27 protein-coding genes and 1 pseudogene are annotated in these 22,962 nt (G+C 57.4%); 10 read left to right on the top strand and 18 right to left on the bottom strand.

The window, feature by feature from the left end:
• Positions 1–62 precede the first annotated feature (62 nt).
• The gene (locus KW849_RS18570; RefSeq protein ID WP_108217368.1) at positions 63–1,283 is read right to left on the bottom strand and encodes a PAS domain-containing sensor histidine kinase; all 1,221 of its coding nucleotides are present in this window, start codon (positions 1,281–1,283) and stop codon (positions 63–65) included.
• Positions 1,284–2,141: 858 nt separating this feature from the next.
• Here KW849_RS18570 and KW849_RS18565 point away from each other — a divergent pair.
• Complete coding sequence (locus tag KW849_RS18565; protein ID WP_218430738.1) at positions 2,142–2,747, top strand: hypothetical protein; 606 nt, start codon at positions 2,142–2,144, stop codon at positions 2,745–2,747.
• Positions 2,748–2,875: 128 nt separating this feature from the next.
• On the opposite strand, the gene KW849_RS18560 is transcribed toward KW849_RS18565, so the two are convergent.
• The gene (locus KW849_RS18560; RefSeq protein WP_218430737.1) at positions 2,876–3,070 is read right to left on the bottom strand and encodes a hypothetical protein; all 195 of its coding nucleotides are present in this window, start codon (positions 3,068–3,070) and stop codon (positions 2,876–2,878) included.
• Between the two features lie 92 nt (positions 3,071–3,162).
• The gene (locus KW849_RS18555) at positions 3,163–4,005 is read right to left on the bottom strand and encodes an NAD(P)H-binding protein (protein ID WP_218430736.1); all 843 of its coding nucleotides are present in this window, start codon (positions 4,003–4,005) and stop codon (positions 3,163–3,165) included.
• Positions 4,006–4,182: 177 nt separating this feature from the next.
• On the opposite strand from KW849_RS18555, the gene KW849_RS18550 reads away from it, so the two are divergent.
• On the top strand, positions 4,183–4,833 hold the full coding sequence (locus KW849_RS18550) for a TetR/AcrR family transcriptional regulator (protein WP_218430735.1): 651 nt from the start codon (positions 4,183–4,185) through the stop codon (positions 4,831–4,833).
• A 164-nt stretch (positions 4,834–4,997) separates the two neighbouring features.
• Here KW849_RS18550 and KW849_RS18545 read toward each other — a convergent pair whose 3' ends face one another.
• The 6 genes from KW849_RS18545 to KW849_RS18520 form a co-directional block, all read right to left on the bottom strand.
• Positions 4,998–5,228, bottom strand: a complete 231-nt coding sequence (locus KW849_RS18545; RefSeq protein ID WP_056724476.1) for a hypothetical protein — start codon at positions 5,226–5,228, stop codon at positions 4,998–5,000.
• Between the two features lie 323 nt (positions 5,229–5,551).
• A complete protein-coding gene (locus tag KW849_RS18540; RefSeq protein WP_218430734.1) occupies positions 5,552–5,773 on the bottom strand; it encodes a hypothetical protein in 222 nt (73 codons plus the stop codon).
• Between the two features lie 101 nt (positions 5,774–5,874).
• The gene (gene modC, locus KW849_RS18535) at positions 5,875–6,954 is read right to left on the bottom strand and encodes a molybdenum ABC transporter ATP-binding protein (protein ID WP_218430733.1); all 1,080 of its coding nucleotides are present in this window, start codon (positions 6,952–6,954) and stop codon (positions 5,875–5,877) included.
• 3 nt (positions 6,955–6,957) lie between these two features.
• On the bottom strand, positions 6,958–7,638 hold the full coding sequence (modB, locus tag KW849_RS18530; RefSeq protein WP_108217419.1) for a molybdate ABC transporter permease subunit: 681 nt from the start codon (positions 7,636–7,638) through the stop codon (positions 6,958–6,960).
• Positions 7,639–8,406 (bottom strand): molybdate ABC transporter substrate-binding protein, encoded by a 768-nt coding sequence (gene modA / locus KW849_RS18525; RefSeq protein WP_256357277.1) that lies wholly within the window; start codon positions 8,404–8,406, stop codon positions 7,639–7,641. It lies immediately after the preceding gene.
• 122 nt (positions 8,407–8,528) lie between these two features.
• Complete coding sequence (locus KW849_RS18520; protein ID WP_218430732.1) at positions 8,529–9,596, bottom strand: nitronate monooxygenase family protein; 1,068 nt, start codon at positions 9,594–9,596, stop codon at positions 8,529–8,531.
• Positions 9,597–9,864: 268 nt separating this feature from the next.
• Between KW849_RS18520 and KW849_RS18515 the strand changes: the two genes are divergently transcribed.
• Complete coding sequence (locus KW849_RS18515; RefSeq protein ID WP_218430731.1) at positions 9,865–10,848, top strand: MDR family oxidoreductase; 984 nt, start codon at positions 9,865–9,867, stop codon at positions 10,846–10,848.
• Here the strand turns inward: KW849_RS18515 and ada are convergent, their stop codons facing one another.
• The 5 genes from ada to KW849_RS18490 all read right to left on the bottom strand — a co-directional run bounded on the left by ada (position 10,849) and on the right by KW849_RS18490 (position 14,000).
• Positions 10,849–11,913, bottom strand: coding sequence for a bifunctional DNA-binding transcriptional regulator/O6-methylguanine-DNA methyltransferase Ada (ada, locus tag KW849_RS18510; protein ID WP_218430730.1), 1,065 nt, complete (start codon positions 11,911–11,913; stop codon positions 10,849–10,851).
• 87 nt (positions 11,914–12,000) lie between these two features.
• Positions 12,001–12,681 (bottom strand): DNA oxidative demethylase AlkB, encoded by a 681-nt coding sequence (gene alkB / locus KW849_RS18505; protein WP_218430729.1) that lies wholly within the window; start codon positions 12,679–12,681, stop codon positions 12,001–12,003.
• Positions 12,671–13,375, bottom strand: coding sequence for a 2OG-Fe(II) oxygenase (locus tag KW849_RS18500; RefSeq protein WP_218430728.1), 705 nt, complete (start codon positions 13,373–13,375; stop codon positions 12,671–12,673). Before KW849_RS18500 ends, alkB begins: the two co-directional genes overlap by 11 nt.
• 117 nt (positions 13,376–13,492) lie before the next feature.
• The gene (locus KW849_RS18495; protein WP_191624874.1) at positions 13,493–13,660 is read right to left on the bottom strand and encodes a hypothetical protein; all 168 of its coding nucleotides are present in this window, start codon (positions 13,658–13,660) and stop codon (positions 13,493–13,495) included.
• A gap of 37 nt (positions 13,661–13,697) precedes the next feature.
• Positions 13,698–14,000, bottom strand: coding sequence for a DUF1883 domain-containing protein (locus tag KW849_RS18490; RefSeq protein ID WP_108217427.1), 303 nt, complete (start codon positions 13,998–14,000; stop codon positions 13,698–13,700).
• Positions 14,001–14,201: 201 nt separating this feature from the next.
• Between KW849_RS18490 and KW849_RS18485 the strand changes: the two genes are divergently transcribed.
• Both KW849_RS18485 and KW849_RS18480 read left to right on the top strand, forming a co-directional pair.
• Complete coding sequence (locus KW849_RS18485) at positions 14,202–14,558, top strand: hypothetical protein (RefSeq protein ID WP_218430727.1); 357 nt, start codon at positions 14,202–14,204, stop codon at positions 14,556–14,558.
• 72 nt (positions 14,559–14,630) lie between these two features.
• Positions 14,631–14,861 (top strand): hypothetical protein, encoded by a 231-nt coding sequence (locus KW849_RS18480; protein ID WP_108217429.1) that lies wholly within the window; start codon positions 14,631–14,633, stop codon positions 14,859–14,861.
• Between the two features lie 11 nt (positions 14,862–14,872).
• Here KW849_RS18480 and KW849_RS18475 read toward each other — a convergent pair whose 3' ends face one another.
• Together KW849_RS18475 and KW849_RS18470 are read right to left on the bottom strand one after the other, a co-directional pair.
• Entirely contained in the window at positions 14,873–15,154 is a 282-nt protein-coding gene (locus KW849_RS18475) for a hypothetical protein (RefSeq protein ID WP_218430726.1), read from the bottom strand.
• A gap of 137 nt (positions 15,155–15,291) precedes the next feature.
• Entirely contained in the window at positions 15,292–15,480 is a 189-nt protein-coding gene (locus tag KW849_RS18470; RefSeq protein WP_218430725.1) for a hypothetical protein, read from the bottom strand.
• Positions 15,481–15,752: 272 nt separating this feature from the next.
• Between KW849_RS18470 and galU the strand changes: the two genes are divergently transcribed.
• The 3 genes from galU to gorA all read left to right on the top strand — a co-directional run bounded on the left by galU (position 15,753) and on the right by gorA (position 19,911).
• Positions 15,753–16,592 carry a UTP--glucose-1-phosphate uridylyltransferase GalU gene (gene galU, locus KW849_RS18465; protein ID WP_093220174.1) on the top strand — a complete coding sequence of 280 codons (840 nt, stop codon included), beginning with the start codon at positions 15,753–15,755 and terminating at the stop codon, positions 16,590–16,592.
• 338 nt (positions 16,593–16,930) lie between these two features.
• On the top strand, positions 16,931–18,445 hold the full coding sequence (locus KW849_RS18460) for an MFS transporter (RefSeq protein WP_218430724.1): 1,515 nt from the start codon (positions 16,931–16,933) through the stop codon (positions 18,443–18,445).
• A 107-nt stretch (positions 18,446–18,552) separates the two neighbouring features.
• Positions 18,553–19,911 (top strand): glutathione-disulfide reductase, encoded by a 1,359-nt coding sequence (gorA, locus tag KW849_RS18455; protein WP_218430723.1) that lies wholly within the window; start codon positions 18,553–18,555, stop codon positions 19,909–19,911.
• On the opposite strand, the gene KW849_RS18450 is transcribed toward gorA, so the two are convergent.
• Positions 19,908–20,918: a DNA-binding protein gene (locus KW849_RS18450; RefSeq protein WP_218430722.1), complete on the bottom strand. Its 1,011-nt coding sequence runs from the start codon at positions 20,916–20,918 to the stop codon at positions 19,908–19,910. The two genes, gorA and KW849_RS18450, sit on opposite strands and share 4 nt — an antisense overlap.
• 160 nt (positions 20,919–21,078) lie before the next feature.
• Positions 21,079–21,162: pseudogene (locus KW849_RS31395) on the bottom strand (outer membrane lipoprotein carrier protein LolA); the annotation flags it as partial.
• A gap of 47 nt (positions 21,163–21,209) precedes the next feature.
• Between KW849_RS31395 and KW849_RS18445 the strand changes: the two are divergent.
• Complete coding sequence (locus KW849_RS18445) at positions 21,210–22,148, top strand: site-specific integrase (protein ID WP_218430721.1); 939 nt, start codon at positions 21,210–21,212, stop codon at positions 22,146–22,148.
• A gap of 139 nt (positions 22,149–22,287) precedes the next feature.
• Positions 22,288–22,851, top strand: coding sequence for an alkyl hydroperoxide reductase subunit C (ahpC, locus tag KW849_RS18440; protein ID WP_007975937.1), 564 nt, complete (start codon positions 22,288–22,290; stop codon positions 22,849–22,851).
• Positions 22,852–22,962: the final 111 nt, after the last annotated feature.

Genomic DNA, 22,962 nt, shown 5'->3' with positions numbered 1-22,962 from the left:
GCTGCCCTTCGCAACAGGCAGCAACCGAACTACAGCGGCCAGTCACGCCAGGCTATCGTCGGCTAGTAATGGACGGGCGATGGGGCTGAGTGAGGGGGCAATCCAAGCTGATTTAAGGTGCGAGGAAAGGTTGCAGTGAATGTTGTACCGGTGGTGAGAGTAGACGTTACAGCCACTTCGCCGTAGTGCGCCCTTACAATCTCCCGAACGATGAACAGACCCAACCCGACACTTCTGAGTTCGGCATTGTCATGACTGCCACGGATCATCGGTTCGAACAAATCCCCAAGCAACACCTCAGGTATTGGGGTGCCAAAATTGTGCACAGTAATAATGACCGCTTGATCTTCAACGTGTGTAGAAACGGTGACTTCTCTATCGGCGGCGCCGTAGGCGACTGCATTGGCGACCAGGTTGCCGATGAGCTGATAGAGCCGATCACTGTCTGCAGAAAAATCACCTTGCCCATACCGCAGATGGGTCAACTTATGCCCGGGAAAAGCCAGGCTCAACTCGTCCAGGCAATCGGCCACCAGTTCGTGTAGATCAACGGGTTTGGGCAGGACCGAGATACCTCGCCCGACTTGCGTCAAGGTGAAATCCAGCAGATCGGCCACCAGACGCTGTGCGCGCTCTACCGAGTGGGTGATGTGGCCAAGTATTTGTGCTTGTTTAGCATCCATCTCCCTGCGGCCCAGCAGTTCCGCCGCCATCTTTATCGCCGACAATGGGTTGCGCAGGTCATGACTGACAATCCCGATAAGCTGCTCGGCGAACAGGGCTCTGTCTTCAGCCGCAGCGTACGTGATACGCAACTTGTCTTGGGTCATATCCAGTACGCGTTGGTCCTTGAGGTGTTTCGCCAAATGCCTTTCGGCGAGCATTCGAGCATTGAGCAGTTCGCGCTCGTACCTTTGGCTATCCGCGGCTTTGAACAGGGTCATTTCATGAAATATGCCAGCAGAATGCTCACAGCTGATGGCGCTGAGCATCATTGGAATGGAATGTCCGTTGTAGTGAACGAGGTCGAACTTCACATCAGCCACGACGCCCTGTATCTGCATGAGGGGCGCCCAGTACATCTTGTGGAACGTCCTTCCCTCGTGTTTCATCAAGTCCTGGATGTGACGACCGAGCAGCTCTTTTCGCCGGTAGCCTAACCAGCGGCAGAACGTGAGGTTGACCTGTGCGATCTCGCCATTTTCTGCGGTCAGCAGTAAGCCACCGTCAGCTTCGTCGGAGAGAACGTCAGAACCGGGCTGCGACTCGTCATCTGAGGGCATTTGCATTCACTGACCAATGGGGCCGATATCTGGAAAATTATAGACGCGACTCGCGCAAGGACCCTCAGGATTTACCCCTTTCGCAGTGATTGGCCTCGACATTCGGGGGGGACACCAGCTGTGAATGACCGTTTATGGCCGATTCTGTTGAAAAAGTCGCTCTGCCCAAACTGCCTGATCATTGACTGGTCAAAACGCCTTTTTTGCACGCTGCTACGTGAAATCCGAGTCTGGATGCCTCTGCCAAATGTAAAAATTTCAATCTCGGACGCGTACTTTTCCGATGCGCAAACCATGGCTGACTTTTTCAACAGAATCGGCCGGTAGCGGCTTCTCGCCGAAGGGATGTTATTTAGGAAAACAGCGGGAGAATTTCTTGCCGCAAAGTTTTTTTAACTCAAGTATTTATTGGGCTGCAAGACAAGCAGTAAGGTGATTTTGAGGTGAGGGTGTTTATCTAACCAGCTGATTTATAAATAATTATTCCTGGACTTAAAATCCCCCGCTCGTAAGGGCGTACCGCTTCGATTCCGGCTTCGGCACCATGAATATCAAGGGCTTGCGTGAGATACCTCATGCAGGCTCTTTTTTTTTACTCTGCAAAAACCAGCCTCTGCTCCAGTTCATTACGTTACGCATCCGAACGGACTACCCGGTCATGCCCACGCAAAAAGAATCACCTCAGGCATGAAGTCCTTGCAGGGCCTGGCTTTGCAATAGGGACTTACAAAGCAGTCTCTCAATAAGGGTGACGTGGTCAAGATGGATGTCTTCTGAAGTTTTTGCCTGCAACTGCCCGACTCAGGCTCCTTGCAGTAATCGGAGGGCACTTTATGCCCTTAGTCTTGAGGGTGATGAATGAAACAAAGACAAATTTTGCTGTTGGCTTTGTTGTTTATGTTTTTGACAGGTTGCACGACTACGCCACCCAAAGATCAGAGCAATCTCTGCGGTATTTACCGTGAGTATCCCGACTGGTACGAGGACTCGCTGCAAATGCAGAGTGAATATGGGACGCCTCTGCATGTGGCCATGGCGATCATGAAGCAGGAAAGCAGCTACGTGGCTGACGCATTGCCGCCTCGTGACTATTTGCTTTGGGTGATCCCTTGGGGGCGAGTCAGCTCGGCTTACGGTTATGCGCAGGCTCAAGATCCGGTGTGGGGCGAGTACAAGGGCGATACTGGCAACGGTGGTTCGCGTGACAGCTTCGACGACGCGATCATGTTTATCGGTTGGTACACCACTGGCACCCAGCGTCAGTTGGGGATCTCCAAATGGGACACCTACAATCAGTACCTGGCCTACCACGAAGGGCGTGGGGGCTATAGCCGCAATACCTATCGCAGTAAACCGTGGCTGATGCAGGTTGCCCAGAAGGTGCAAAAGCAGTCAGAGATTTACAGCGCCGAACTCAAGCAGTGCCGCCAGGAGTTGGAAGACGAGCGCAGTGGGTGGTTTTAGCGCGGTAAAGCCATCGATTCCGTTGCCCGGCATTATCTGAAACCAAGGGTTTGCGAGCGAATGCTGTGCAAACCCTTGTTTGTTTCTGCTTCATTACATCGGTCTTGATCGTGATTGCCTGATGCTTTTCAGGACGCTGGGTCTGCCTTGCGGCGATCGCTGCCGGTCGGGTTGCCGGTATCGATCAGCCTTCTTTCCAGCAGTACGTTTTCCAAAGCCTGACGCTCTGACGGGTTCATTTGATGTTCTCGCTCCTTGAGTTCCAGCAGAATCGGGGTGGACCACTGGCGGTAGGTTTGTTCGGCACTACGATTGAGTGACATGGGTTTCTCCTTGATCAGGCTCCTGCCAATAAAGGCGTCGCAGTTCGATACGCAAAAAACCCTAGTCGACGAAGCGGGTTCTCGCCACTGCTTTACGTCGGACTTCCATTTCCCCAGATGCCCGTAGCGCCAGTGCGCTGTACGTAGTCGCTAAAGTCGCGTGCCGGCCGACCCAGTGCCCGTTGTACGCCATCGGTCACGGGCGTGTTGCGGCCATCGAGCACAGTCGTGAACAGATACAGCACCAGATCGATCAACTCCGCGGGAAATTGTTCCTGTTCCAATGCTTGTCGATAGGCATCCGCTGGTACGGCCACGAATTCGATGTTGCGACGGGTGGAACGGGCGATCTCGGTCACGGCTTCGGCAAAGGTCAGCGCCCGAGGGCCGGTCAATTCATAGAGCTGGTTGGTGTGTCCGGGTTGGGTCAGTGCGGCGACGGCACATTCGGCAATGTCTTCTGCATCGACAAAGGGTTCGGCGATATTGCCGACGGGGAGTGCGAGTTCGCCTTGCAGAATGGGTTCAAGAAAGTGCGCCTCGCTGAAATTCTGGCAGAACCAACTGGCCCGCAGAATCGTCCAGTCAATCCCGCTGTTTTGTACGACACGTTCAGCCTGTTCCGCTTCGATCTCACCGCGCCCGGATAACAAAACCAGTTTGCGGACTCCGCTTTTCACTGCCAGGTCGGTGAACGCCTGAATGGTTTCAAGGGCGCCTGGAACGGCGAGATCAGGCTGGAAGGAAATGTAGGCCGCATGAACGCCATCTATCACCGCGTCCCAGGTTGATCGATCTTCCCAGTCGAAAGGGGGATTCGCGTCACGGGAGCCTCGGCGAACGGGCAGGCCGGCCGCCTCGAGTCGTTGTGTGATTCGCCGCCCGGTTTTGCCCGTGGCGCCAAGGACCAGTGTGATTGGTTGATCGGTTTTCATCGCGTTCATCTCCATCGGTTAATGTGAGTGATGCTCACGTTTAAAAGATGATAGATGCTCATGTTTTGTCGTCAACCCAGCGGTTCGAAGTCCCCGACGTGTGGCATCCGTTATTGGGCGCGGCGAGCGGCGATGCTAAGGTGAGTACATGTCACGTTATTGATCGGGAATTCGCTCGTGCGCAAAAAGCCCTCTGAAACCCTCGAACAGCCTGCTGCGCAAGCGGTTCGACGCAATCCCACGCAACAACGCAGCCGCGAGCGTCAGGAGCTGATTCTGACCGTGGCGACTCAATTGATTGCGGACAAGGGTTGCGACCAACTCAAGATGAGTGAAATTGCCGAGCGTTCCGGGATCTCGATCGGTTCCCTTTATCAGTATTTCCCCGACAAAAGTACCGTCATCCGCACGCTGGCCGAACGCTACAACGCTGAAAGTCGTCGTTGTATTACGCAGGCGATGGAGGCTGTCGAGGATGCCCAAGGCTTGCAGGCTGCCTATTCGCAGTTGCTCGATCTGTATTACGAGATCGTGATGGCGACACCGGTGATGCGTGACATCTGGTCCGGCATGCAGGCCGACAAGCAGTTGTTGCGACTGGAACTGGAGGAGAGCCGGGTGGCCGGAGCACTGCTGGCCCAGGCCATGCTTCGCGTATATCCCGATATCGATGAACAACAGGTTCAGGAATCGGCGTTTTTGATCTGGCACCTGGGTGAGGCGACCATTCGCCTTGCGGTCACTTGTGCACCAGAGGAAGGGCGAGCACTGGTCGAGGCGTTCAAGCGTATGTCCCTGCGCGAGATTATGGAGCCCGTGCCCGATTGAGCCCTCGTGCGAGTCGATTGGTTTTGGGCAACAAAAAATCCCGGCACCAGGCCGGGTCGTGGAAGCGGATGAAAGTCAATCAGGCAGCCAGACACACGGCGACGTCAACGTCACCGTTCGTGCGGCCAGTCAGGCCTGTCCTCGCACCGCAAATCCGTGACGGATCATCTGAACCGAGGCAGAGGCGGATCGACAGGTTTGAGTGACGACAGCGTGTGCCGAATCAGCGGCGTGTCCTTCTCGATGTCGTTCAGGCGATCACGAATTCTGAGGGCGGTGGGGTGCCCGCCTTGATGATCGACCCAGTCGGCAATTTCCTTGCAGGCCGCAGCCAAGCGGGCCTGACGGGAGTCCAGCAAGGTGAGCAGGGTGGTGATGGACTCTTTTTCGGACATGGGTGACACCTCCGTTCAAGAAACCTGGGTGTGGCAGCAAAAAGCCCGCCTGGAGCGTAATGCTGTTCAGTTAAGCGAATGTGCTCTCTGTAGGAGCAGCCGGTCGACGCTCGATTGCTCGCGATGGTCGTTAACGATAACGCGTATTTACTGGCTAAACGCGGCGCTCTTGAGTCCATCGTCGGAACGCCGCCCGGAGCAAGCTCGCTCCTGCAATTTCCTTAACTGAACAGCATTACGCCTGGATCGAGTTTTCTGCCATTGGGGGTCGCTGATCCTTCAACCCATTCAGTATAGACCCGTTAAAAAATGGTAACAGACCGTCAACTTTGTCGGGCTGTCACTTGTGATTTGGCGTTCAACTGACGGCAAATGCGCTGGGCGTCTTCTTCAACATCGTAGCCGTCTCCGATGAAGCCTTGGGTTCGGGTATCGGCGATGCGGTACCAGACTGCGGCATCCGGTGGCAGGTGGTCATATTCACCCTCACGGCGGCCATGGATGATGATCCTGTTGCAACGCTTCACGACGAAAATGTCTTCCATGGCGTCTCCGCAGCTGATTCGTGTACAGATCAACTATAGAAGCCATTGGTGATCGTGCAAAAAATAGGCAGGTTAATTCGTCGGCTCAGGTGCCGCCGGATTTACGCCAGCACCGCGACCGCTTTGATTTGTGCCCAGAGTTGCTGACCAGAATGGACGTTCAATTGGTCGCGGGAATAACGCGTGATCCGTGCAAGCAGCGGCGAGCCTGCGGCGTCCAGGCGAATCAGCACATGGGCGGCGTTGTCGGCATTCATTTCACTGACCACAGTAACCGGCAGGCGATTGAGAATGCTGCTTTGCTCGGCACTGTGCAGGCTCAGGCTCACATCCCGCGCCTGGACCTTGCAGCGCAGTGTCTGACCCGTATCCATCGGTGTGTGAGGCACACGAATGTTGAGAGTGGTGTCGGGCAATTGCAGGCTGAGCAGTTGATAGTCGGCGTCGTAGGCGCTCACGCGACCTACGATTACCACACCAGCGTCGTCCCCCATCGCCAGCGGCAAGTCGAGGCGCGCCAGGGTCTGGCCGATCGGGCCGCTGGCCAGTGCCTTGCCGTTGTTAAGCAACACGATATGGTCGGCCAGCCGCGCGACTTCATCCTGGGAGTGGCTGACGTACAGCACCGGGATGTCGAGTTCGTCGTGCAGGCGTTGTAAATACGGCAGGATTTCACTTTTGCGCTGGGCATCCAGCGCGGCCAGCGGCTCGTCCATCAACAGCAATCTCGGGCTGGTGAGCAGCGCGCGGGCCATGCCGACGCGCTGTCGCTCACCACCCGAAAGGTGTTGTGGGCGCCGGTCCAGCAGATGGCTGATGCCCAGCAACTCGGTGGCGTGGGCCATGTCGACCCGACGTTGCGACTTGGGAATGCGCTTGAGGCCGAACTCCAGGTTGGCCAGCACCGACAGATGAGGAAACAGGCTGGCTTCCTGGAACACGTAGCCGAGCGCGCGTTTGTGCGGCGCGACGAAGAGCTTGTTTTCGCTGTCTTGCCAGACTTCATCGTTGACCTGGATAAAGCCTTGATCGGCCCGTTCCAGGCCGGCGATGCAGCGCAGGCAAGTGGTCTTGCCGGAGCCTGAGTGACCGTAAAGCGCAGTGACGCCACGCCCCGGCAGTTGCAGGTCGACGTCCAGGACGAAGCCCGGGTAGCGTAGTTTCAGGCGCATTTGAATCATCGATCAGCTCCAGCCCGCTTTGGTTTTTCGGCTGGAATACAGCGCCAGCAAGACGACAAACGAGAACACCAGCATCACCCCGGCCAGCCAATGGGCCTGGGCATATTCCATGGCTTCGACGTGATCGTAGATCTGCACCGAGACCACGCGGGTCTTCTCGGGAATGTTGCCGCCGATCATCAGCACTACGCCGAACTCGCCGACGGTGTGGGCGAAGCCGAGAATGGCCGCGGTAATGAAACCGGGGCGGGCCAGGGGCAGCGTTACGCTGAAAAAGGTGTCCCAGGGATTGGCCCGCAGCGTCGCGGCCACTTCGAGTGGACGCGTGCCGATTGCGGAAAATGCGTTTTGCAGCGGCTGGACCACGAACGGCATCGAATACAGTACAGAACCGATGACCAGCCCCGCAAAACTGAAGGTGAGGGTGCCAAGGCCGAGTGATTGGCTGAGCTGGCCGATGTACCCGTGAGGGCCGAGCGCCAACAACAGATAAAAACCAATCACTGTCGGCGGCAGCACCAGGGGCAGGGCAACAATCGCCCCGACCGGGCCGCGCAACCAGGAGCGGGTGCGCGAGAGCCATAACGCAATCGGAGTGCCGACAATCAGCAAGATGACAGTCGTCAGGGACGCGAGTTTCAGGGTCAGCCAAATGGCGGAATAATCGGCACTCGATAGCGACATTTAGATTTCGTAACCGTAGGCGTTGATGACAGCTGCCGCTTTCGGCCCCTTGAGGTAGTCAACCAACGCCTTGGCGGCCGGGTTGTCCTTGCCCTTGTTGAGAATCACAGCGTCCTGTTTGATCGGGTCGTGAAGGCTGGCCGGAACGATCCAGGCCGAACCGCTGGTGATCTTGCCGTCCTTGTAGATCTGCGACAGGGCGACAAAACCCAACTCGGCATTGCCGGTGGAGACGAACTGATAGGCCTGGGTGATGTTCTGGCCTTCAACGATCTTCGCTTTGACCTTGTCAGTCAGACCTTCCCTGGCCAACACCTGGGTCGCCGCCAGGCCATACGGTGCAGCTTTCGGGTTGGCGATGGACAGGTGCCGGTACTCGTTCTTTTTGAGCACATCGCCCTTGGCATCGACGTAGCCCTCCTTGGCCGACCACAGTGCCAGCGTGCCGACCGCGTAAGTGAAGCGCGACCCCTTGACAGTGTCGCCTTCGGTTTCAAGTTTTTGCGGGGTGCTGTCGTCTGCCGAGAGGAACACTTCGAACGGCGCGCCGTTTTTGATCTGGGTGTAGAACTGGCCGGTGGCGCCAAAGGATGCGACCAGTTTATGCCCGGTGTCTTTTTCGAAGTCAGCGGCGATGGCCTGGATGGGCGCGGTGAAGTTGGCGGCGACGGCCACCTGGACTTCGTCCGCCTGGGCTGAGCCGAAGGCGAATATGGCGAGAAGGCTCGCGAGGCAGGCAGGGGTAGAGCGTGAAACGCGAATGGCCATGAAACGGCTCCGTTAAAGGCAATTGCAGCAGGTTAGTCGTTATGTACAAAAATATATAGCGAATTACCTTAAAACGGAATGTGCCATCACAAAACTGTATACAGTTTTAACGCAAGTGCTGCTCAAGAGTGACGTAGCAGTCTCGCTAATCCTTCTTCAGCCAGTTGTCGAGTCAGTGCCGCGCTGGTCAAATCGACCCCGAGGGTAAAGGCCTGGCCGGCCCAGAGGTTGCTGAAGTCCGCTTCACCTTTGGCCCGCAGAGGCATCAGCGCGCCACCGGCAAGGGGGAAGGCCGGGGCCTTGGCGCTCATGGGCCCCAGTTCACGCATCACCCGATTGAGGATGCCCCGGGCCGGACGACCGGTGAACACGTTGGTGACGGCCGTCTCGCTTTCTTTGGCGGTGCGCAAAGCTTTGTGATGGGACGGGCTGACCTTGGCCTCTGGCGTGAACAGGTATGCCGTCCCCACCTGCACTGCCGAAGCGCCCAGCATGAAGGCGGCGGCGACGCCTCGTGCGTCAGCGATGCCGCCAGCGGCAATCACCGGCACCTTCACCGCATCGACGACTTGCGGCACCAGGGCGAAAGTCCCCACCTGACTGCTCAGGTCATCGCTGAGAAACATCCCGCGATGGCCTCCGGCCTCGTAGCCCATGGCAATGATTGCATCGCAACCATGCTGCTCCAGCCACACGGCTTCTGCGACGGTGGTGGCCGAGGACAGCACTTTCGCACCGGTGGCTTTCACCCGGTCGAGCAGGGATTTTTCCGGCAGGCCAAAGTGAAAGCTCACCACTTCAGGGCGAAACGCTTCGACCACTTCGCAGGCCGCGTTATCGAACGGTGCCCGGTTGGACACCGGGGTTGGCGCATCGAAATCGGCGCCGAGTTCCTGGTAGTAGGGTTGCAGCAGGTTTTTCCAGTCCTGCTCGCGCTGTTCATCAGGGGCTGGAGGCTGATGACAGAAGAAATTGACGTTGATCGGGCGCTGGGTGTGTTGGCGGATGGTTTTCAGTTCTTCGCGCAGTTGATCCGTGCTGAGCATCGCTGCCGGCATCGAACCCAGGCCGCCGGCGTTGCAGGCTGCAATCACCATGGACGAGTTCGTGGCACCGGCCATTGGCCCCTGAATGATCGGCAGTTCGATCCCGAGCAGATCAAGAATGCGGGTATCTGGCCATTGGTTCATGTGCTGTGTTCTCCGACGTTGAAGCAGGGCAGGGACGGTAGAACAGGATTTGTAACGCAACGACTGGCGCAAGGCCAGTCGCCATTTCTGCAGGTGAGGCTTTTTTCAGCGTCGGTGCAAGCCTCCAGCCCCCACCACCGAAGGAGTGATTCATCACTTGGGAGGAGTTATGGAATTGGCAGATTGGCTTAAAGTCGTGTACGCCAATCTGCTGCCATGTGTTATTTCAATTGCATCACCACCAGACTGAATCCATTGAGAGGCCGTAATGTTCAAAGGTATTTTGATCGACAAAGACGACAGCGGTTACCGGGCCACGCTGCAAGAGATCCAGGACGATCAGTTACCCGAAGGCGATGTCACGGTGCGTGTTGCCTACAGCACGCTGAACTTCAAGGATGGCCTGGCGATCACCGGCAGCAGCCCGGTGGTGCGTAAATTCCCGATGGTGCCGGGCATCGACCTGGCCGGTGTCGTTGAAGTCAGCGGGCATCCGGACTACAAGGTCGGCGACCAGGTCCTGCTCAATGGCTGGGGCGTGGGTGAAGGGCATTGGGGTGGACTGGCGCAGAAGGCTCGCCTTAATGGTGACTGGCTGATTCCGCTGCCCAAGGCATTCACCGCTGCCCAGGCGATGGCCATCGGTACGGCGGGCTACACGGCCATGCTGTGTATCCTGGCCCTTGAGCATAATGGCGTGACGCCTGAACAGGGTGAAATCCTGGTTACTGGTGCCAACGGTGGCGTCGGCAGTTTCGCCATCGCGTTGCTGAGCAGGCTCGGCTACCGGGTGGTCGCGTCTACCGGACGGACGTCGGAGCATGATTACCTGAAGCAACTGGGTGCTGGCGAAATCATCGACCGGGCCACGCTGTCCGAGCCAGGCAAGCCGTTGGCCAAGGAGCGTTGGGCGGCAGTCATCGACTCGGTCGGCAGCCACACCCTGGCCAACGCTTGCGCCAGCACCAAAGCCAATGGCACGGTCGCGGCCTGCGGTCTGGCGCAAGGCATGGACTTTCCGGCATCCGTTGCACCGTTCATTTTGCGCGGTGTGACCCTGGCCGGTATCAACAGCGTGACCCAGCCCAAAGCCAAACGGGTGGAAGCCTGGAGTCGCCTGGCCAGGGATCTGGATTTCAACCTGTTGCCGCTGATCAGTCACGAAATCGGCTTGAGCGAAGCCATCGACGCCGCGCCGCGCTTGCTGGCCGGGCAGTTGCGCGGGCGCGTGGTGGTGGATGTGAATCGCTGATCACGGCGACTCGCGCTCCAGCAACTGGCGTTTGCGCTCGACACCCCAGCGATAGCCCGACAGATTGCCGTCGCTGCGCACCACGCGATGGCACGGGATCGCCACGGCCAGGCTGTTCGCCCCGCAGGCCTGGGCCACGGCGCGAACGGCTTTCGGCGAGCCGATGCGTTGAGCGACATCGGCGTAGCTGGCAGTGCTGCCAACGGGAATCTCTCGCAGCGCTTGCCAGACACGCTCCTGAAACGCCGTGCCGCGTACGTCCAGAGGCAAATCAAGGCCAATGGCCGGCGCCTCGATAAAGCCGACGACCCTGGCAATCAATTGCTCGAATTCATGATCGGCGCCAATCAGGTTGGCGCGCCGGAACTTGTCTTGCAGATCACAGACCAGTTGGTGCGGATCATCGCCCAGCAGGATCGCGCAGACCCCGCGCTCACTTTGCGCCACCAGAATCGCGCCTAGCGAACACTGGCCAACGGCAAAACGAATGTCGTTGTTTTGACCGGCGGCGCGGTAGTCCCCGGGTTTCATTCCCAGCAGTTGGTCTGCCGCTTCATAAAACCGGCTGTTGGAGTTGAAGCCAGCGTCATACAGGGCATCGGTCACGGAGCCGCCGTCCGCCAGGCGTTCACGCACCTTGCGTGAGCGATGGGCATCGGCGTAACCCTTGGGCGTCAGGCCGGTGACGGCTTTGAACACACGATGGAAATGGAAACTGCTCAACCCTGCCGCATCGGCCAATTCGCCTAGCGCAGGTAGCGTTTCGGCGGCCTCGATCTGGCGGCAGGCGGCGGCCACGGTGGCGGCATGTTGCGCGGCGAGTTCGCTCTGATCCTTTGTTGCGCGTTTGCTCGGACGATAACCCGCGGCCCGGGCTTGTTCGGCGCTATCGAAGAATTCGACGTTCTGCGGCTTGGGCAAGCGCGCGAGGCTGCTGGGGTTGCAATAGATGCCTGTGGTCTTCACGGCATAGACAAACTGTCCGTCAGCCTTGGGATCGCGCGCAACCACGGCGGCCCAGCGCGGATCGTTTTCGGTGGAGATCTTGGTCGATTGGGTAGTCATGGCGTCACGTCCTTTGAGGAGTTGCCTGCACATTAACCATGGGGCAATTCCCACACACTCCGGCGCTTGCGGTCAAATTCGCAGCCTTTATCCGGCAGTGCGAAAGGTGAAGTTGATGCGTTGCTCGCCCAGTCTCGGGTGATGGCCGTCCTTGATCGGCAACACGCCGTGATAACGCAGGCGATCCACGCCACCCCAGACCACGATGTCGCCATGTAGCAGGGGGATGCGCTGGCTTTTGTCGCCGCGTGCAAAGCCACCGAACAGGAACATCGCCGGTAAGCCCAGGGATACTGAAACGATGGGGGCTGCGTAGGAGTGTTCGTCCTTATCTTGATGCAATGACATTTTTGCCCCGGGGACGTAGCGGTTGATCAGGCAGGAATCCGGTGCAAAATCGGCGAAACCCGCTGCCAGTGCCGCCCCTTGCGCCAGTTGCACAAACACCTCGGGCATCATTGGCCAGGGCCGGCCGGTCTGTGGATCATCGCGGGTGTACCGATAACCATTGCGGTCAGTGGTCCAGCCGAATTGGCCACAACTGCTCAGGGCGACCGACATGGTAAAGCCGCCGGGCGTGACCATCTGCCGAAACGGCGCGGCTACCAGCACCGACTCCAGGGCGGGCAGCAAGCGTTCCAGCCAGGGCAGGGCGAAACCTCTCAGTACGTAGGACTGTTCACCGATCTGCTCGCGCCTGGGTTGTTGCTCGGGCTCTGCATTGGCAAACAGATCGAAAGTCAGCGGATTCATGGGCTCATGACGCATCGTGAAAGATGATTCCAAGGGTATGCCGTTTGCCACTGTGCAGGCGACTCACGCCGTGGCGTAGGGTCACGCGATAGTAACCGCGAACGCCTTTGACCGGCCGCTGGTTGACGGCAAAGATCAGCCCGTCGCCTTTCTTCAGGCTGATGACCATCGGGCGTGACTGCATTCGCGGGCGCTGTTCGGTCAGGACAAACTCGCCACCGGTGAAGTCTTCTTCGGGTTCCGACAGCAGAATCGCTACTTGCAGTGGGAAAACATGCTCACCGTATAAATCCTGATGCAAACAGTTGTAGTCCTGCGGACCATATTGCAGCAATAACGGTGTCGGACGGTTCTGACCAGCGGCATGACAGCGTTCGAGGAAGGCTTGAAGGGTTTGGGGAAAACGGTCGGGCAAACCCATTTGTTCCTGCCAGCGATTGGCGATGGGCACCAGGCGCGGGTAGAGCGCACTGCGCAAACGGGCCACAAGTTCCGGCAGCGGGTAGCTGAAATACTTGTATTCGCCTCGGCCGAAACCGTGGCGAGCCATCACCACGTGCGAGCGAAAAGGCTCGGTTCGAGGGTACAAGGCGCTGACCTGATCACAAGCCTTGTGGCTCAACAGTGACGGGACGACGGCGCAACCGTCCTGATCAAGTTGCTGTTCCAGCCGGGGCCAGTCCAGCCTGTCCAGATATTGCTCGCTCATTGCCGGGCCTCTTGTTGTTGAGGTCGCCAGTCTGCAAGGCAAAAATAAAGCTGGCACTCCGCTGCTTGCGGTCGAATTGCGAGTGGGAGCTGACGTCCATTGTCGCTCCGGATCGCATTACAGCGCTTTGCTGACGCTGATTTCGCTGATGACGTCGTCTTGTCCATGAATGGCATCCAGCGCCGCCTTGGCTTCTTCCGGGGTGCCGTTTTCAAGCTGGGCAAACTCGAAGCGGCGCTCACCGTTGAGTTTGTATTTGATGACGTACTTGGTCGTTTGGGCCACGGTTGTCTCTGCCTGTCTGGTGTTTCGGGTTCGCTGATCAGCTCAGTTTCGTGCTGGAACGGCGAATGATTTTGATCGAGTGGGTCAGGGTGGGTTTGCGCGTCACGCTGATGGCGCGGCGGTTGACGGTGTCGATCGTGATGTTCCAGAAACCGGTGCTAGGAGCGGTGATGCGGGCCGGAAACGTGTCGAATGCGCCGCCGTGATAGGTGTGACGGCCACCATTCTTGAAGCTGCGGAAGTTGGCGTCGTTCATCAAGCGGATGTTGCACATTTGGGAGCATTGAATGACGACGATGTCGTCTTCATTGAGGTGCTCGCGCTGATGGATATATTTCATGAGGCGCCTCCAGAAGGGCTTTTTCTACAAAATCAAAACGATAGCATGGGCGATTGGCGCAGTTTATCAGCCCGAAGGCCTTATTATCCGGCCACTTTGACAATTAAAAACGCTAATTTCACGTTTGATGAGCGATAAAGCAGTTTGTCTCGGAGAAAAAGCGCATCTGCGCTGTCCGACCCTCTTTATCGGAGGTTTTGTATGAAGTGGGGTTTTTTGGTTCTTTCGCTGGCGGTATTGGTGAGTGGTTGTGCGAACGTCTCGGAAATCAACGAGTCGCTGCCGACCATGAACGTGATTTCTGGCAAGAAACCCCATGAATATGCGCAATGCCTGAGCGAAAAACTGGCCGACAGTCGTGGCGCCTTGCAAATCGAGCCGCACAAGGATGGGTTGCGTGTCATCGTGCCACTCAAGTATTCCTCGGGCCCGTCTGCCGTATTCGACATTGAAGAGCGTTCGGGCGGCAGCAGCATCAAGCTGCACGAGAGCATGTCCAATGTCCCGGTGCGTCCAATGGACGTACAGAATGCTGCCAACGAGTGCATTTCCGGCTGATAGACTGTCGACGATCAGCACCGATGCCGCCAAAGCGATGCTTTGGCGGCATCGTCATTTATGGAGTCGAACATGAAGCGAGAGCAGGTCCGGGAGCGCCATGCAGAGGGTTTAATCTCTGCCACCCATGTGATTCAGAATCCGGCTGAGCTGGGGGAATGGATCGTGTTTTTCAAGAAAAGCGCCGGGCGCAGCTATTTCCTGGTGGATGACAATGATGAGGTCGAGTCTTTCAGCCGCCTTGATGATCTGATCGATACCCTGCGCGGGCTTGGCATCAAATTCGCTGAAATTCATCTGTAGGGCGCGGCGCCTTACTTGCAGATCACCACAACGTTGCGGCTCTTGTAGTTGCCGATGTCGGCGCCGAGGGTCTTGTCGCTCTCTTCGAGCGAGGGCGTGCCATCGGTTCCGACAATCTTGTAGCCGGTGCCGGCACAGGACGCATCGGCCTTTTCGTAGCACGCAGCCCAGGAATTGACTTCCCCTGAGCAATCAATCGACAGGCCTTTTTCTCCGTTGCCCAGGTAGGTTTCTTTCGACGTTGCGCAGCCGCTCAGGGCCAATACCGCTAGCAAAGGCAAAATTTTGTTCATGGCTTGATCATCATCAGGGTGGTGGGCTAAGGCTGAGACAGCGTCAAAGGCAAAAGGTTATAGCCAAAGGCCACGTTATTGCATGCATTCATAAAAAAGCCCTGCGCAGTGGCAGGGCTTTTTGCATCGGACGTCGATCAGTTCTTGTCCTTGCTGCGTCGCTTGGGCTCCGGGTGCTCAAGCTCCAGCACCGAGGCCACTTCGGTTGCCAGGGCTTCGGAAGGGAAAGGTCCGGCGATATTTTCACCGGCGACACTGGCTACCCACCATTGGCCGTCTTTCACCTGATTGATCAGGAATCCGTTGACGCTTTTTGCTTCCGACATCAATTTGCCTCGTTGTCTGGTTCAATCGCGCCATGATACCGCCAAACGCACTCAACGGGTGCCGATGGGCGTATGGTGCTTCGTTGCGGGCAGTTGAATACCGTGCAATTGTGCAAGTCTGTGCTATGCATAAGGGCTTGCGCAGGGAACTATCGGCAAGATTATTTCTCTATGTTGGCATCGGTTGGCCAGCGCGGGGGCATTGTAAGGTGCACGCCGCCTGATTAGACTGCGCCGAAACTCGTACACGCACAGCCCTTACAAGGACTTATATGATCAAGAAATGCTTGTTCCCAGCAGCCGGCTACGGCACTCGCTTCCTGCCAGCGACTAAAGCCATGCCCAAAGAAATGCTGCCGGTGGTGAACAAGCCACTGATCCAGTACGGCGTTGAAGAAGCACTGGACGCTGGCTTGAACGAAATCTCCATCGTCACCGGTCGCGGCAAGCGCGCCCTGGAAGACCACTTCGACATCAGCTACGAGCTGGAAAACCAGATCAAGGGCACCGACAAGGAAAAATACCTGGTTGGCATCCGCCGCCTGTTGGATGAGTGCTCGTTCTCCTACACTCGCCAGACTGAAATGAAAGGTTTGGGCCATGCGATCCTGACCGGTCGTCCACTGATCGGTGACGAGCCGTTCGCCGTGGTACTGGCGGACGACCTGTGCGTGAACCTGGAAGGTGACGGCGTACTCAAGCAGATGGTCAAGCTGTACAAGCAGTATCGCTGCACCATCGTCGCGATCATGGAAGTCGACCCGCAAGAAACCAGCAAGTACGGTGTGATTGCCGGCGACCTGATTGGTGACGACCTGTACCGCGTGCGCAACATGGTCGAGAAGCCAAAGCCGGAAGATGCTCCGTCGAACCTGGCGATCATCGGTCGCTACATCATGACGCCGGACATCTTCAGCCTGATCGAACAAACCGACCCAGGCAAAGGTGGCGAGATCCAGATCACTGACGCCCTGATGAAACAGGCGCAGGATGGTTGCGTGATTGCCTACAAGTTCAAGGGCAAGCGTTTCGACTGCGGTGGCGCCGAAGGCTACATCGACGCAACCAACTTCTGCTTCGAGAACTTCTACAAGACGGGCAAGGCGTACTGATAGCCTGAGTTGCTCGTGTTGGAAATCGAACTTCGCTCTGTGTAAAAAACACAGGTGAGGAATCAAGCAAACGCCCCGACTTCGTTCGGGGCGTTTGCTTTTGTGCGGGCTCAGGTACGCAGGGGAACGAGTATGTAGGTATCGCCTGACATCTATCGGTAGGCGTTGCGAAAGAAAAATTCTGATTTGTTGATTGCTGGCGCAAACGATGATTGTTGCGGCTAAAAACCTCTGTATTAAATGGGACATACCAGAGCCGTGTTGCTTGGCGTGACTAATGTCACGTCAAGGACACGCTTAAAGTCGCTGGGGTTTTATGAGGAAATGGAGTTTCGTGAATGGCGATAACAGGAAGCGTGACTCTAAAACGGTGGTTGGCTCTAAGCGTCCTGATGCTACCTGTACTGCTGGTAACAATTGACAATACGGTGCTTGGATTCGCATTACCAAAAATTGCCGAGGCCCTGCGTCCAAGCGCTAGCCAGCAGTTGTGGATGATCGATGCTTATTCGCTGGTATTGGCGGGGTTGCTGGTGTCGATGGGTAGTCTGGGAGATCGAGTCGGTCATCGTAAGTTGTTGCTGGTCGGGTCCTTGGGTTTTGCGATTGTGTCGGTGCTAACCGCGTATTCCTATACCGCCGTGCAACTGATTGCCGGGCGAGCCTGTATGGGTATTTTCGGTGCAATGCTGATGCCTTCGACATTGGCGTTGATACGTTCGGTGTTCGAAGATCGAGAGGAGCGCAGGTTGGCAGTCGCGATCTGGGCAACGACATTGACTGTAGGTTCGGCACTGGGTCCATTGGTGGGCGGTGTATTGCTGGAGTTCTTCAGTTGGGGGGCGATTTTCCTGTTGGCGGTGCCCGTGTTGGTGCCGCTGCTGATATTGGGGCCAATGTTGTTGCCCGAATCCGAGCGAGATGCTTCAGGACCGCTTGATCCAATTAGCATCTTGCAATCGATGCTTGCCCTTGGTGCCATCGTTTATGGCATTAAACACAGCGCCAGTAATGGTATCGACTGGATGGCGCTGACAGCATTTGCAGTAGGCGCAGTTGCGGGCTGGATGTTTGTGCGTCGACAGTTACGTCTGCCAGTGCCGCTGATGGACCTGAGTCTGTTCCGCAGTGGCACCTTTAGCGGCTCTGTCGCGATCAATTTGATGAGTCTCGCGTTTCTCGTCGGCTTCGTATTCTTTACCACTCAGTTCCTGCAGATCGTTCTTCAGATGTCGCCCTTGAGTGCTAGCCTCGCGTTGATTCCTGGTCAGGTCATGGCGATTGTAGTGGGAATGGCGGTCGTGCCTGTCGCACGGCGATTACAGGTGCATGTGCTGATACCGATTTTGATGGCGTTTGCTGGAGCGGCGTTTTTGCTGGTCGCCAGCATGGGCGGTAGCCTGACCGTTCTAGTGGTGGCTTTTGCCTTGCTGAACATTGGCGTGGGCGCGATCGCGACGGTGTCCAATGATGTGATTTTATCAGCCGCACCACCGGCAAAGGCGGGCGCCGCGTCGGCCATTAGCGAAACGGCCTATGAAGTGGGCGTAGTTTTGGGGACGACAGTGCTCGGCGGAGTCGTCACCGCCTACTATCGCGGTACATTGCAGCTTCCGGGATTCCTGAGCGAAGTGCAGATGATGCTGGCGAGTGAGACGCTGTCAGGCGCCTATCATGTGGCGGCCGGCTTGTCGGGTGATCAAGCAAGGGAATTGATGGCGCAGGCGGGAAGGGCATTCGAAGGTGGAATCGGTTTGGTTTCATGGGTGACGTTCGGCTTGGCCCTCATGGCGATTTTGATTGCTTGGCGCACTCTGCGGACACCGAAAACGCAATCTGCAGAGGGGCATTGATCGAAAACGAAGATTGGGCCGCGCATCGCACGGCCCGAGCATTTCAGCACAATGCTTGCTCAGCGGCCGTCCGCAGGTATGCTGTTGGCCTGCCGAGGAGATTGAAAATGGCCTACGATTTTGACCTTTATGTGATTGGCGCCGGTTCTGGCGGTGTGCGGGCGGCGCGGTTTGCTGCCGGGTTCGGCGCAAAAGTGGCCGTGGCCGAGAGCCGCTACCTGGGCGGCACCTGTGTAAACGTCGGCTGCGTGCCGAAAAAATTGCTGGTCTACGGTGCACACTTTGCCGAAGACTTCGAGCAGGCATCCGGTTTTGGCTGGAGCCTGGATGAAGCGCAGTTCGACTGGCCGACATTGATCGCCAACAAGGACCGCGAGATCAATCGCCTCAATGGCATTTATCGCAACCTGCTGGTCAACAGTGGCGTGACCTTGCATGAAGGTCACGCGAAGATCGTCGATCCGCATCAGGTCGAGATCAATGGCGAGCGCTTTACCGCCAAAAATATCCTGATCGCTACCGGCGGCTGGCCTCAGATTCCGGAGATCCCGGGGCACGAGCATGCCATCAGTTCCAACCAGGCATTCTTCCTAAAAGCGCTGCCCAAGCGCGTGTTGGTGGTGGGTGGTGGCTATATTGCGGTCGAGTTTGCCGGGATCTTCCACGGTTTGGGTGCACAGACCACGCTGTTGTATCGCGGCGAATTGTTCCTGCGCGGCTTCGATGGTTCCGTGCGCAAGCATTTGCAGGAAGAGTTGACCAAGCGCGGCATGAATCTGCAATTCAACGCGGACATCGAGCGCATCGACAAGCAGGTTGACGGCAGTCTGAAAGTCACGCTCAAGGATGGTCGCCAACTGGAAGCCGATTGCGTGTTCTACGCCACGGGGCGTCGTCCGATGCTGGACAATCTCGGGCTGGAAAACACCGGGGTCAAACTCGACAGGAAAGGCTTTGTCGAGGTCGATGAGCAGTATCAGACCGCCGAGCCGTCGATCCTGGCGCTGGGCGATGTGATCGGCCGCGTTCAGCTGACACCGGTGGCCCTGGCTGAAGGCATGGCGGTGGCGCGACGCTTGTTCAAGCCCGAGCAGTATCGTCCGGTGGATTACAAGATGATCCCGACGGCGGTGTTCAGCCTGCCAAACATCGGCACCGTCGGTTTGACCGAAGAAGAGGCTCGCGAAGCTGGCCACGAGGTGCAGGTCTTCGAAAGCCGCTTCCGGCCGATGAAGCTGACCCTGACCGAATGCCAGGAGCGCACGCTGATGAAGCTGGTGGTGGACGCCAGTACCGACAAGGTCTTGGGTTGCCACATGGTCGGCCCGGACGCCGGTGAAATCGTCCAGGGCCTGGCGATTGCCTTGAAGGCCGGCGCCACCAAGCGCCACTTCGACGAAACCATCGGCGTGCACCCGACGGCCGCCGAAGAGTTCGTCACCATGCGTACGCCGCTCGCCGGTTAATCGTCCTTCGCTGCGTCTGCCGCTGCCGCAAGGGTCGCGGACAGACGTACGCGTTCTTCAAGATCCGTGCGGGTCTTGGCCAGATCCATTTCCAGTGACCTGTTGAGCTGCGACTGCTCATCGACGTTCTGTTTGAGTGCCTGGCTTTCCAGCAGGGCGACGCGCAGGCGTTCCTGGAGGAGGGTGCGTTCGCCGTCGACGCGAGTGGCCTGTTCCAGCAACTGATCCTGACGGCTATTGCTTTGCTTGAGCTGTTCTTGCAGCAGGCTCAGCTCTCGCAATGTGCCGCGGTTTTCAGTCAGCAAGCGTTCATTGTCGCGGTGCAGCTGGGTGATTTCATCCTGGCGTACCAGCGCGCTTTGTTGGGCCTGGCGCAGTTCCATCTGTATCTGTTGCACCTGACCTTCGTGGCGACTCATTTCCTGTTCGCGCTGTTCCTTGACCGCATTGCGGTAGTGCTCCAGTGCGTCGCGAGTGTGGAGGTGTTTTTCTTCAAGGGAGCGGATCTGCTCGTCCTTGTCCTTCAAGCGCAATTCGAAATCGGCCAGCGCCTGGTTCAGCCCGGCGTTGCGGGTTTGCTCCGTTTGCAGCATGGCGCGGGTTTCGTGCAGGGCTTCGGATTCCTGGGTCAGCGCCAGGCTCTGAAATTCGTATTGCTGGTGCAGTTCGCTGTTGGCCTTTTGCGCTTCGCCGAGTTGGTGTTCCAGCGCCTTGCGTTGTTCTTCGTACTGCGTGCGCGCCTGATCGATAGGTTCTTGCGCTTGCTCCTTGAGCCGTAGTGCGAGCCGCGTCACCAGCGCCATCAGTTCGTCGTCGATCGGTTCCGTCGGCGCTTCGACAGGTTCAAACCTGTCATCGAGCTCCTTGAGATAGCGATGGATCGTGGTTTTCGAGCCGGTATTGCCCATCTCGATGCGTACGGCATCGATGCTGGGGTTTTCGCCGCGGGCGAGGATCGCCAACCGAGCGGCTTGCACCACCGCTTTATTTACACCGCCGCGTGCCATGAGTTCTCCCGGGTTTTGATGATGTGGTACGTACCACGTAAATACACATTGTACCATTCAATGGATAAAGTTAAATACTGAATACTATTAACACGGGATATACTGGTATTACCCCGTGTGAGCGAAGTTTCAAGGTATTCCTCGCGCTAATTCCGTACACAAACCCTGTAGGAGCGAGCTTGCTCGCGAAAAACCTTAGAGCGCTGCGTGCATACAGGCATCCAGCGTCATCGTTAACGATCATCGCGAGCGAGCTCGCTCCTACAGTCGGTCAAAACAGGTTCATTTCCTATGAGCGATCTGGATCGCTATCTGCAGGCTGCGACACGTGACAACACCCGTCGCAGCTATCGCGCGGCCATCGAACACTTTGAGGTGACATGGGGTGGTTTTCTGCCGGCCACCGGCGACAGCGTGGCGCGCTATCTGGTGGCCCATGCCGGTGTGTTGTCGATCAACACGCTGAAACTGCGTTTGTCGGCATTGGCGCAGTGGCACAACAGCCAGGGCTTTGCCGATCCCACCAAGGCACCGGTGGTGCGCAAGGTGTTCAAGGGCATTCGCGCGCTCCACCCGGCGCAGGAAAAACAAGCCGAACCCTTGCAGCTTCGGCATCTGGAGCAGGTGGTCAGTTGTCTGGAGCTAGAAGTGCAAACCGCCAGGGCCGAAGGCGATCGACCGGGTTTGCTGCGGGCCAGGCGCGACATGGCGTTGATCCTGCTGGGCTTCTGGCGCGGTTTTCGTAGCGATGAGTTGTGCCGGCTCCAGGTTGAACACGTTCAGGCCAGCGCCGGTTCCGGTATCAGCCTCTATTTGCCGCGCAGCAAGAGCGATCGCGACAACCTCGGCAAGACCTATCAGACGCCGGCCTTGCAGCGTTTGTGTCCGGTGCAGGCTTATATCGACTGGATAACCGAGGCGGCACTGGTGCGTGGGCCGGTGTTCCGCGGCATCGACCGTTGGGGGCATTTGGGCGAGGAGGGATTGCACGCCAATAGCGTGATTCCGTTATTGCGCCAGGCATTGGCGCGGGCGGGTATCGCCGGCGAGCTTTACACTAGTCACTCCTTGCGCCGTGGCTTTGCGACCTGGGCGCATCAGAGTGGCTGGGATTTGAAGTCGCTCATGAGTTACGTGGGCTGGAAGGACATGAAGTCGGCCATGCGTTACATCGAAGCCAGTCCGTTCCTCGGCATGGCGCGCATCACAGAAAAACCCGTGTCACCCTAGATACCGTTTTCTTCTATTAATACAGTCGACTAATAGCGAAAGCCAATCAGCAGCATCAGGTTTGCCAATGAGCCTTCCGTTCGTCGAGTGGGTAAAGTTCTCTCCATCAACTTCTTAACCCCCTGACGGAGAGTCAACGATGCCTATCATCAACAGCCAAGTTAAACCGTTCAAAGCTGACGCATTCAAAAATGGCGACTTCGTAAAAGTCTCGGACGCTGACCTGAAAGGCAAGTGGTCTGTAGTGTTCTTCTACCCGGCCGACTTCACCTTCGTCTGCCCGACCGAGCTGGAAGACCTGGCTGATAACTACGACGCATTCCAGAAGCTGGGCGTCGAGATCTACAGCGTTTCCACCGATACCCACTTTGCCCACGCTGCCTGGCACAACACTTCGCCAGCCATCGGCAAGATCCAGTACACCATGATCGGCGACCCGACCCACGCTATCTCCCGCAACTTCGACGTGCTGATCGAAGAAGCAGGTCTGGCTGACCGTGGCACCTTCGTGATCAACCCGGAAGGCCAGATCAAGATCGTTGAACTCAACGATGGCGGTGTAGGTCGTGACGCTTCCGAGCTGCTGCGCAAGATCAAGGCTGCCCAGTACGTCGCTGCTCACCCAGGTCAGGTTTGCCCAGCCAAGTGGAAAGAAGGCGAGGCCACTCTGGCGCCGTCCCTGGACCTGGTCGGCAAGATCTAAGTCTGTGATGCGCTTCATCAGGGCGGACTTCCGCACCTTCTAAGCAAGCTGCACCGCCCAATAAAAACGCCCGGGCGAGATTCGCTCGGGCGTTTTTTTATGCCTGCTCTA

This window comes from Pseudomonas sp. PDM26 (assembly GCF_019219185.1).
Lineage (GTDB): Bacteria > Pseudomonadota > Gammaproteobacteria > Pseudomonadales > Pseudomonadaceae > Aquipseudomonas.
This window is presented reverse-complemented; position numbering and strand designations above follow the sequence as displayed.

Coding starts and splice junctions, on each gene's coding strand:
- KW849_RS18565 (WP_218430738.1), top strand. CDS start 2,142: ATGAAACAAAGACAAATTTTGCTGTTGGCTTTGTTGTTTATGTTTTTG.
- KW849_RS18475 (WP_218430726.1), bottom strand. CDS start 15,154: ATGAACAAAATTTTGCCTTTGCTAGCGGTATTGGCCCTGAGCGGCTGC.
- galU (WP_093220174.1), top strand. CDS start 15,753: ATGATCAAGAAATGCTTGTTCCCAGCAGCCGGCTACGGCACTCGCTTC.
- modA (WP_256357277.1), bottom strand. CDS start 8,406: ATGGCCATTCGCGTTTCACGCTCTACCCCTGCCTGCCTCGCGAGCCTT.
- KW849_RS18500 (WP_218430728.1), bottom strand. CDS start 13,375: ATGAGCGAGCAATATCTGGACAGGCTGGACTGGCCCCGGCTGGAACAG.
- KW849_RS18445 (WP_218430721.1), top strand. CDS start 21,210: ATGAGCGATCTGGATCGCTATCTGCAGGCTGCGACACGTGACAACACC.
- KW849_RS18485 (WP_218430727.1), top strand. CDS start 14,202: ATGAAGTGGGGTTTTTTGGTTCTTTCGCTGGCGGTATTGGTGAGTGGT.
- ahpC (WP_007975937.1), top strand. CDS start 22,288: ATGCCTATCATCAACAGCCAAGTTAAACCGTTCAAAGCTGACGCATTC.
- modC (WP_218430733.1), bottom strand. CDS start 6,954: ATGATTCAAATGCGCCTGAAACTACGCTACCCGGGCTTCGTCCTGGAC.
- KW849_RS18540 (WP_218430734.1), bottom strand. CDS start 5,773: ATGGAAGACATTTTCGTCGTGAAGCGTTGCAACAGGATCATCATCCAT.
- KW849_RS18520 (WP_218430732.1), bottom strand. CDS start 9,596: ATGAACCAATGGCCAGATACCCGCATTCTTGATCTGCTCGGGATCGAA.
- KW849_RS18460 (WP_218430724.1), top strand. CDS start 16,931: ATGGCGATAACAGGAAGCGTGACTCTAAAACGGTGGTTGGCTCTAAGC.
- KW849_RS18450 (WP_218430722.1), bottom strand. CDS start 20,918: ATGGCACGCGGCGGTGTAAATAAAGCGGTGGTGCAAGCCGCTCGGTTG.
- KW849_RS18570 (WP_108217368.1), bottom strand. CDS start 1,283: ATGCCCTCAGATGACGAGTCGCAGCCCGGTTCTGACGTTCTCTCCGAC.
- modB (WP_108217419.1), bottom strand. CDS start 7,638: ATGTCGCTATCGAGTGCCGATTATTCCGCCATTTGGCTGACCCTGAAA.
- gorA (WP_218430723.1), top strand. CDS start 18,553: ATGGCCTACGATTTTGACCTTTATGTGATTGGCGCCGGTTCTGGCGGT.
- KW849_RS18555 (WP_218430736.1), bottom strand. CDS start 4,005: ATGAAAACCGATCAACCAATCACACTGGTCCTTGGCGCCACGGGCAAA.
- KW849_RS18515 (WP_218430731.1), top strand. CDS start 9,865: ATGTTCAAAGGTATTTTGATCGACAAAGACGACAGCGGTTACCGGGCC.
- KW849_RS18480 (WP_108217429.1), top strand. CDS start 14,631: ATGAAGCGAGAGCAGGTCCGGGAGCGCCATGCAGAGGGTTTAATCTCT.
- KW849_RS18545 (WP_056724476.1), bottom strand. CDS start 5,228: ATGTCCGAAAAAGAGTCCATCACCACCCTGCTCACCTTGCTGGACTCC.
- KW849_RS18470 (WP_218430725.1), bottom strand. CDS start 15,480: ATGTCGGAAGCAAAAAGCGTCAACGGATTCCTGATCAATCAGGTGAAA.
- ada (WP_218430730.1), bottom strand. CDS start 11,913: ATGACTACCCAATCGACCAAGATCTCCACCGAAAACGATCCGCGCTGG.
- KW849_RS18490 (WP_108217427.1), bottom strand. CDS start 14,000: ATGAAATATATCCATCAGCGCGAGCACCTCAATGAAGACGACATCGTC.
- KW849_RS18560 (WP_218430737.1), bottom strand. CDS start 3,070: ATGTCACTCAATCGTAGTGCCGAACAAACCTACCGCCAGTGGTCCACC.
- alkB (WP_218430729.1), bottom strand. CDS start 12,681: ATGCGTCATGAGCCCATGAATCCGCTGACTTTCGATCTGTTTGCCAAT.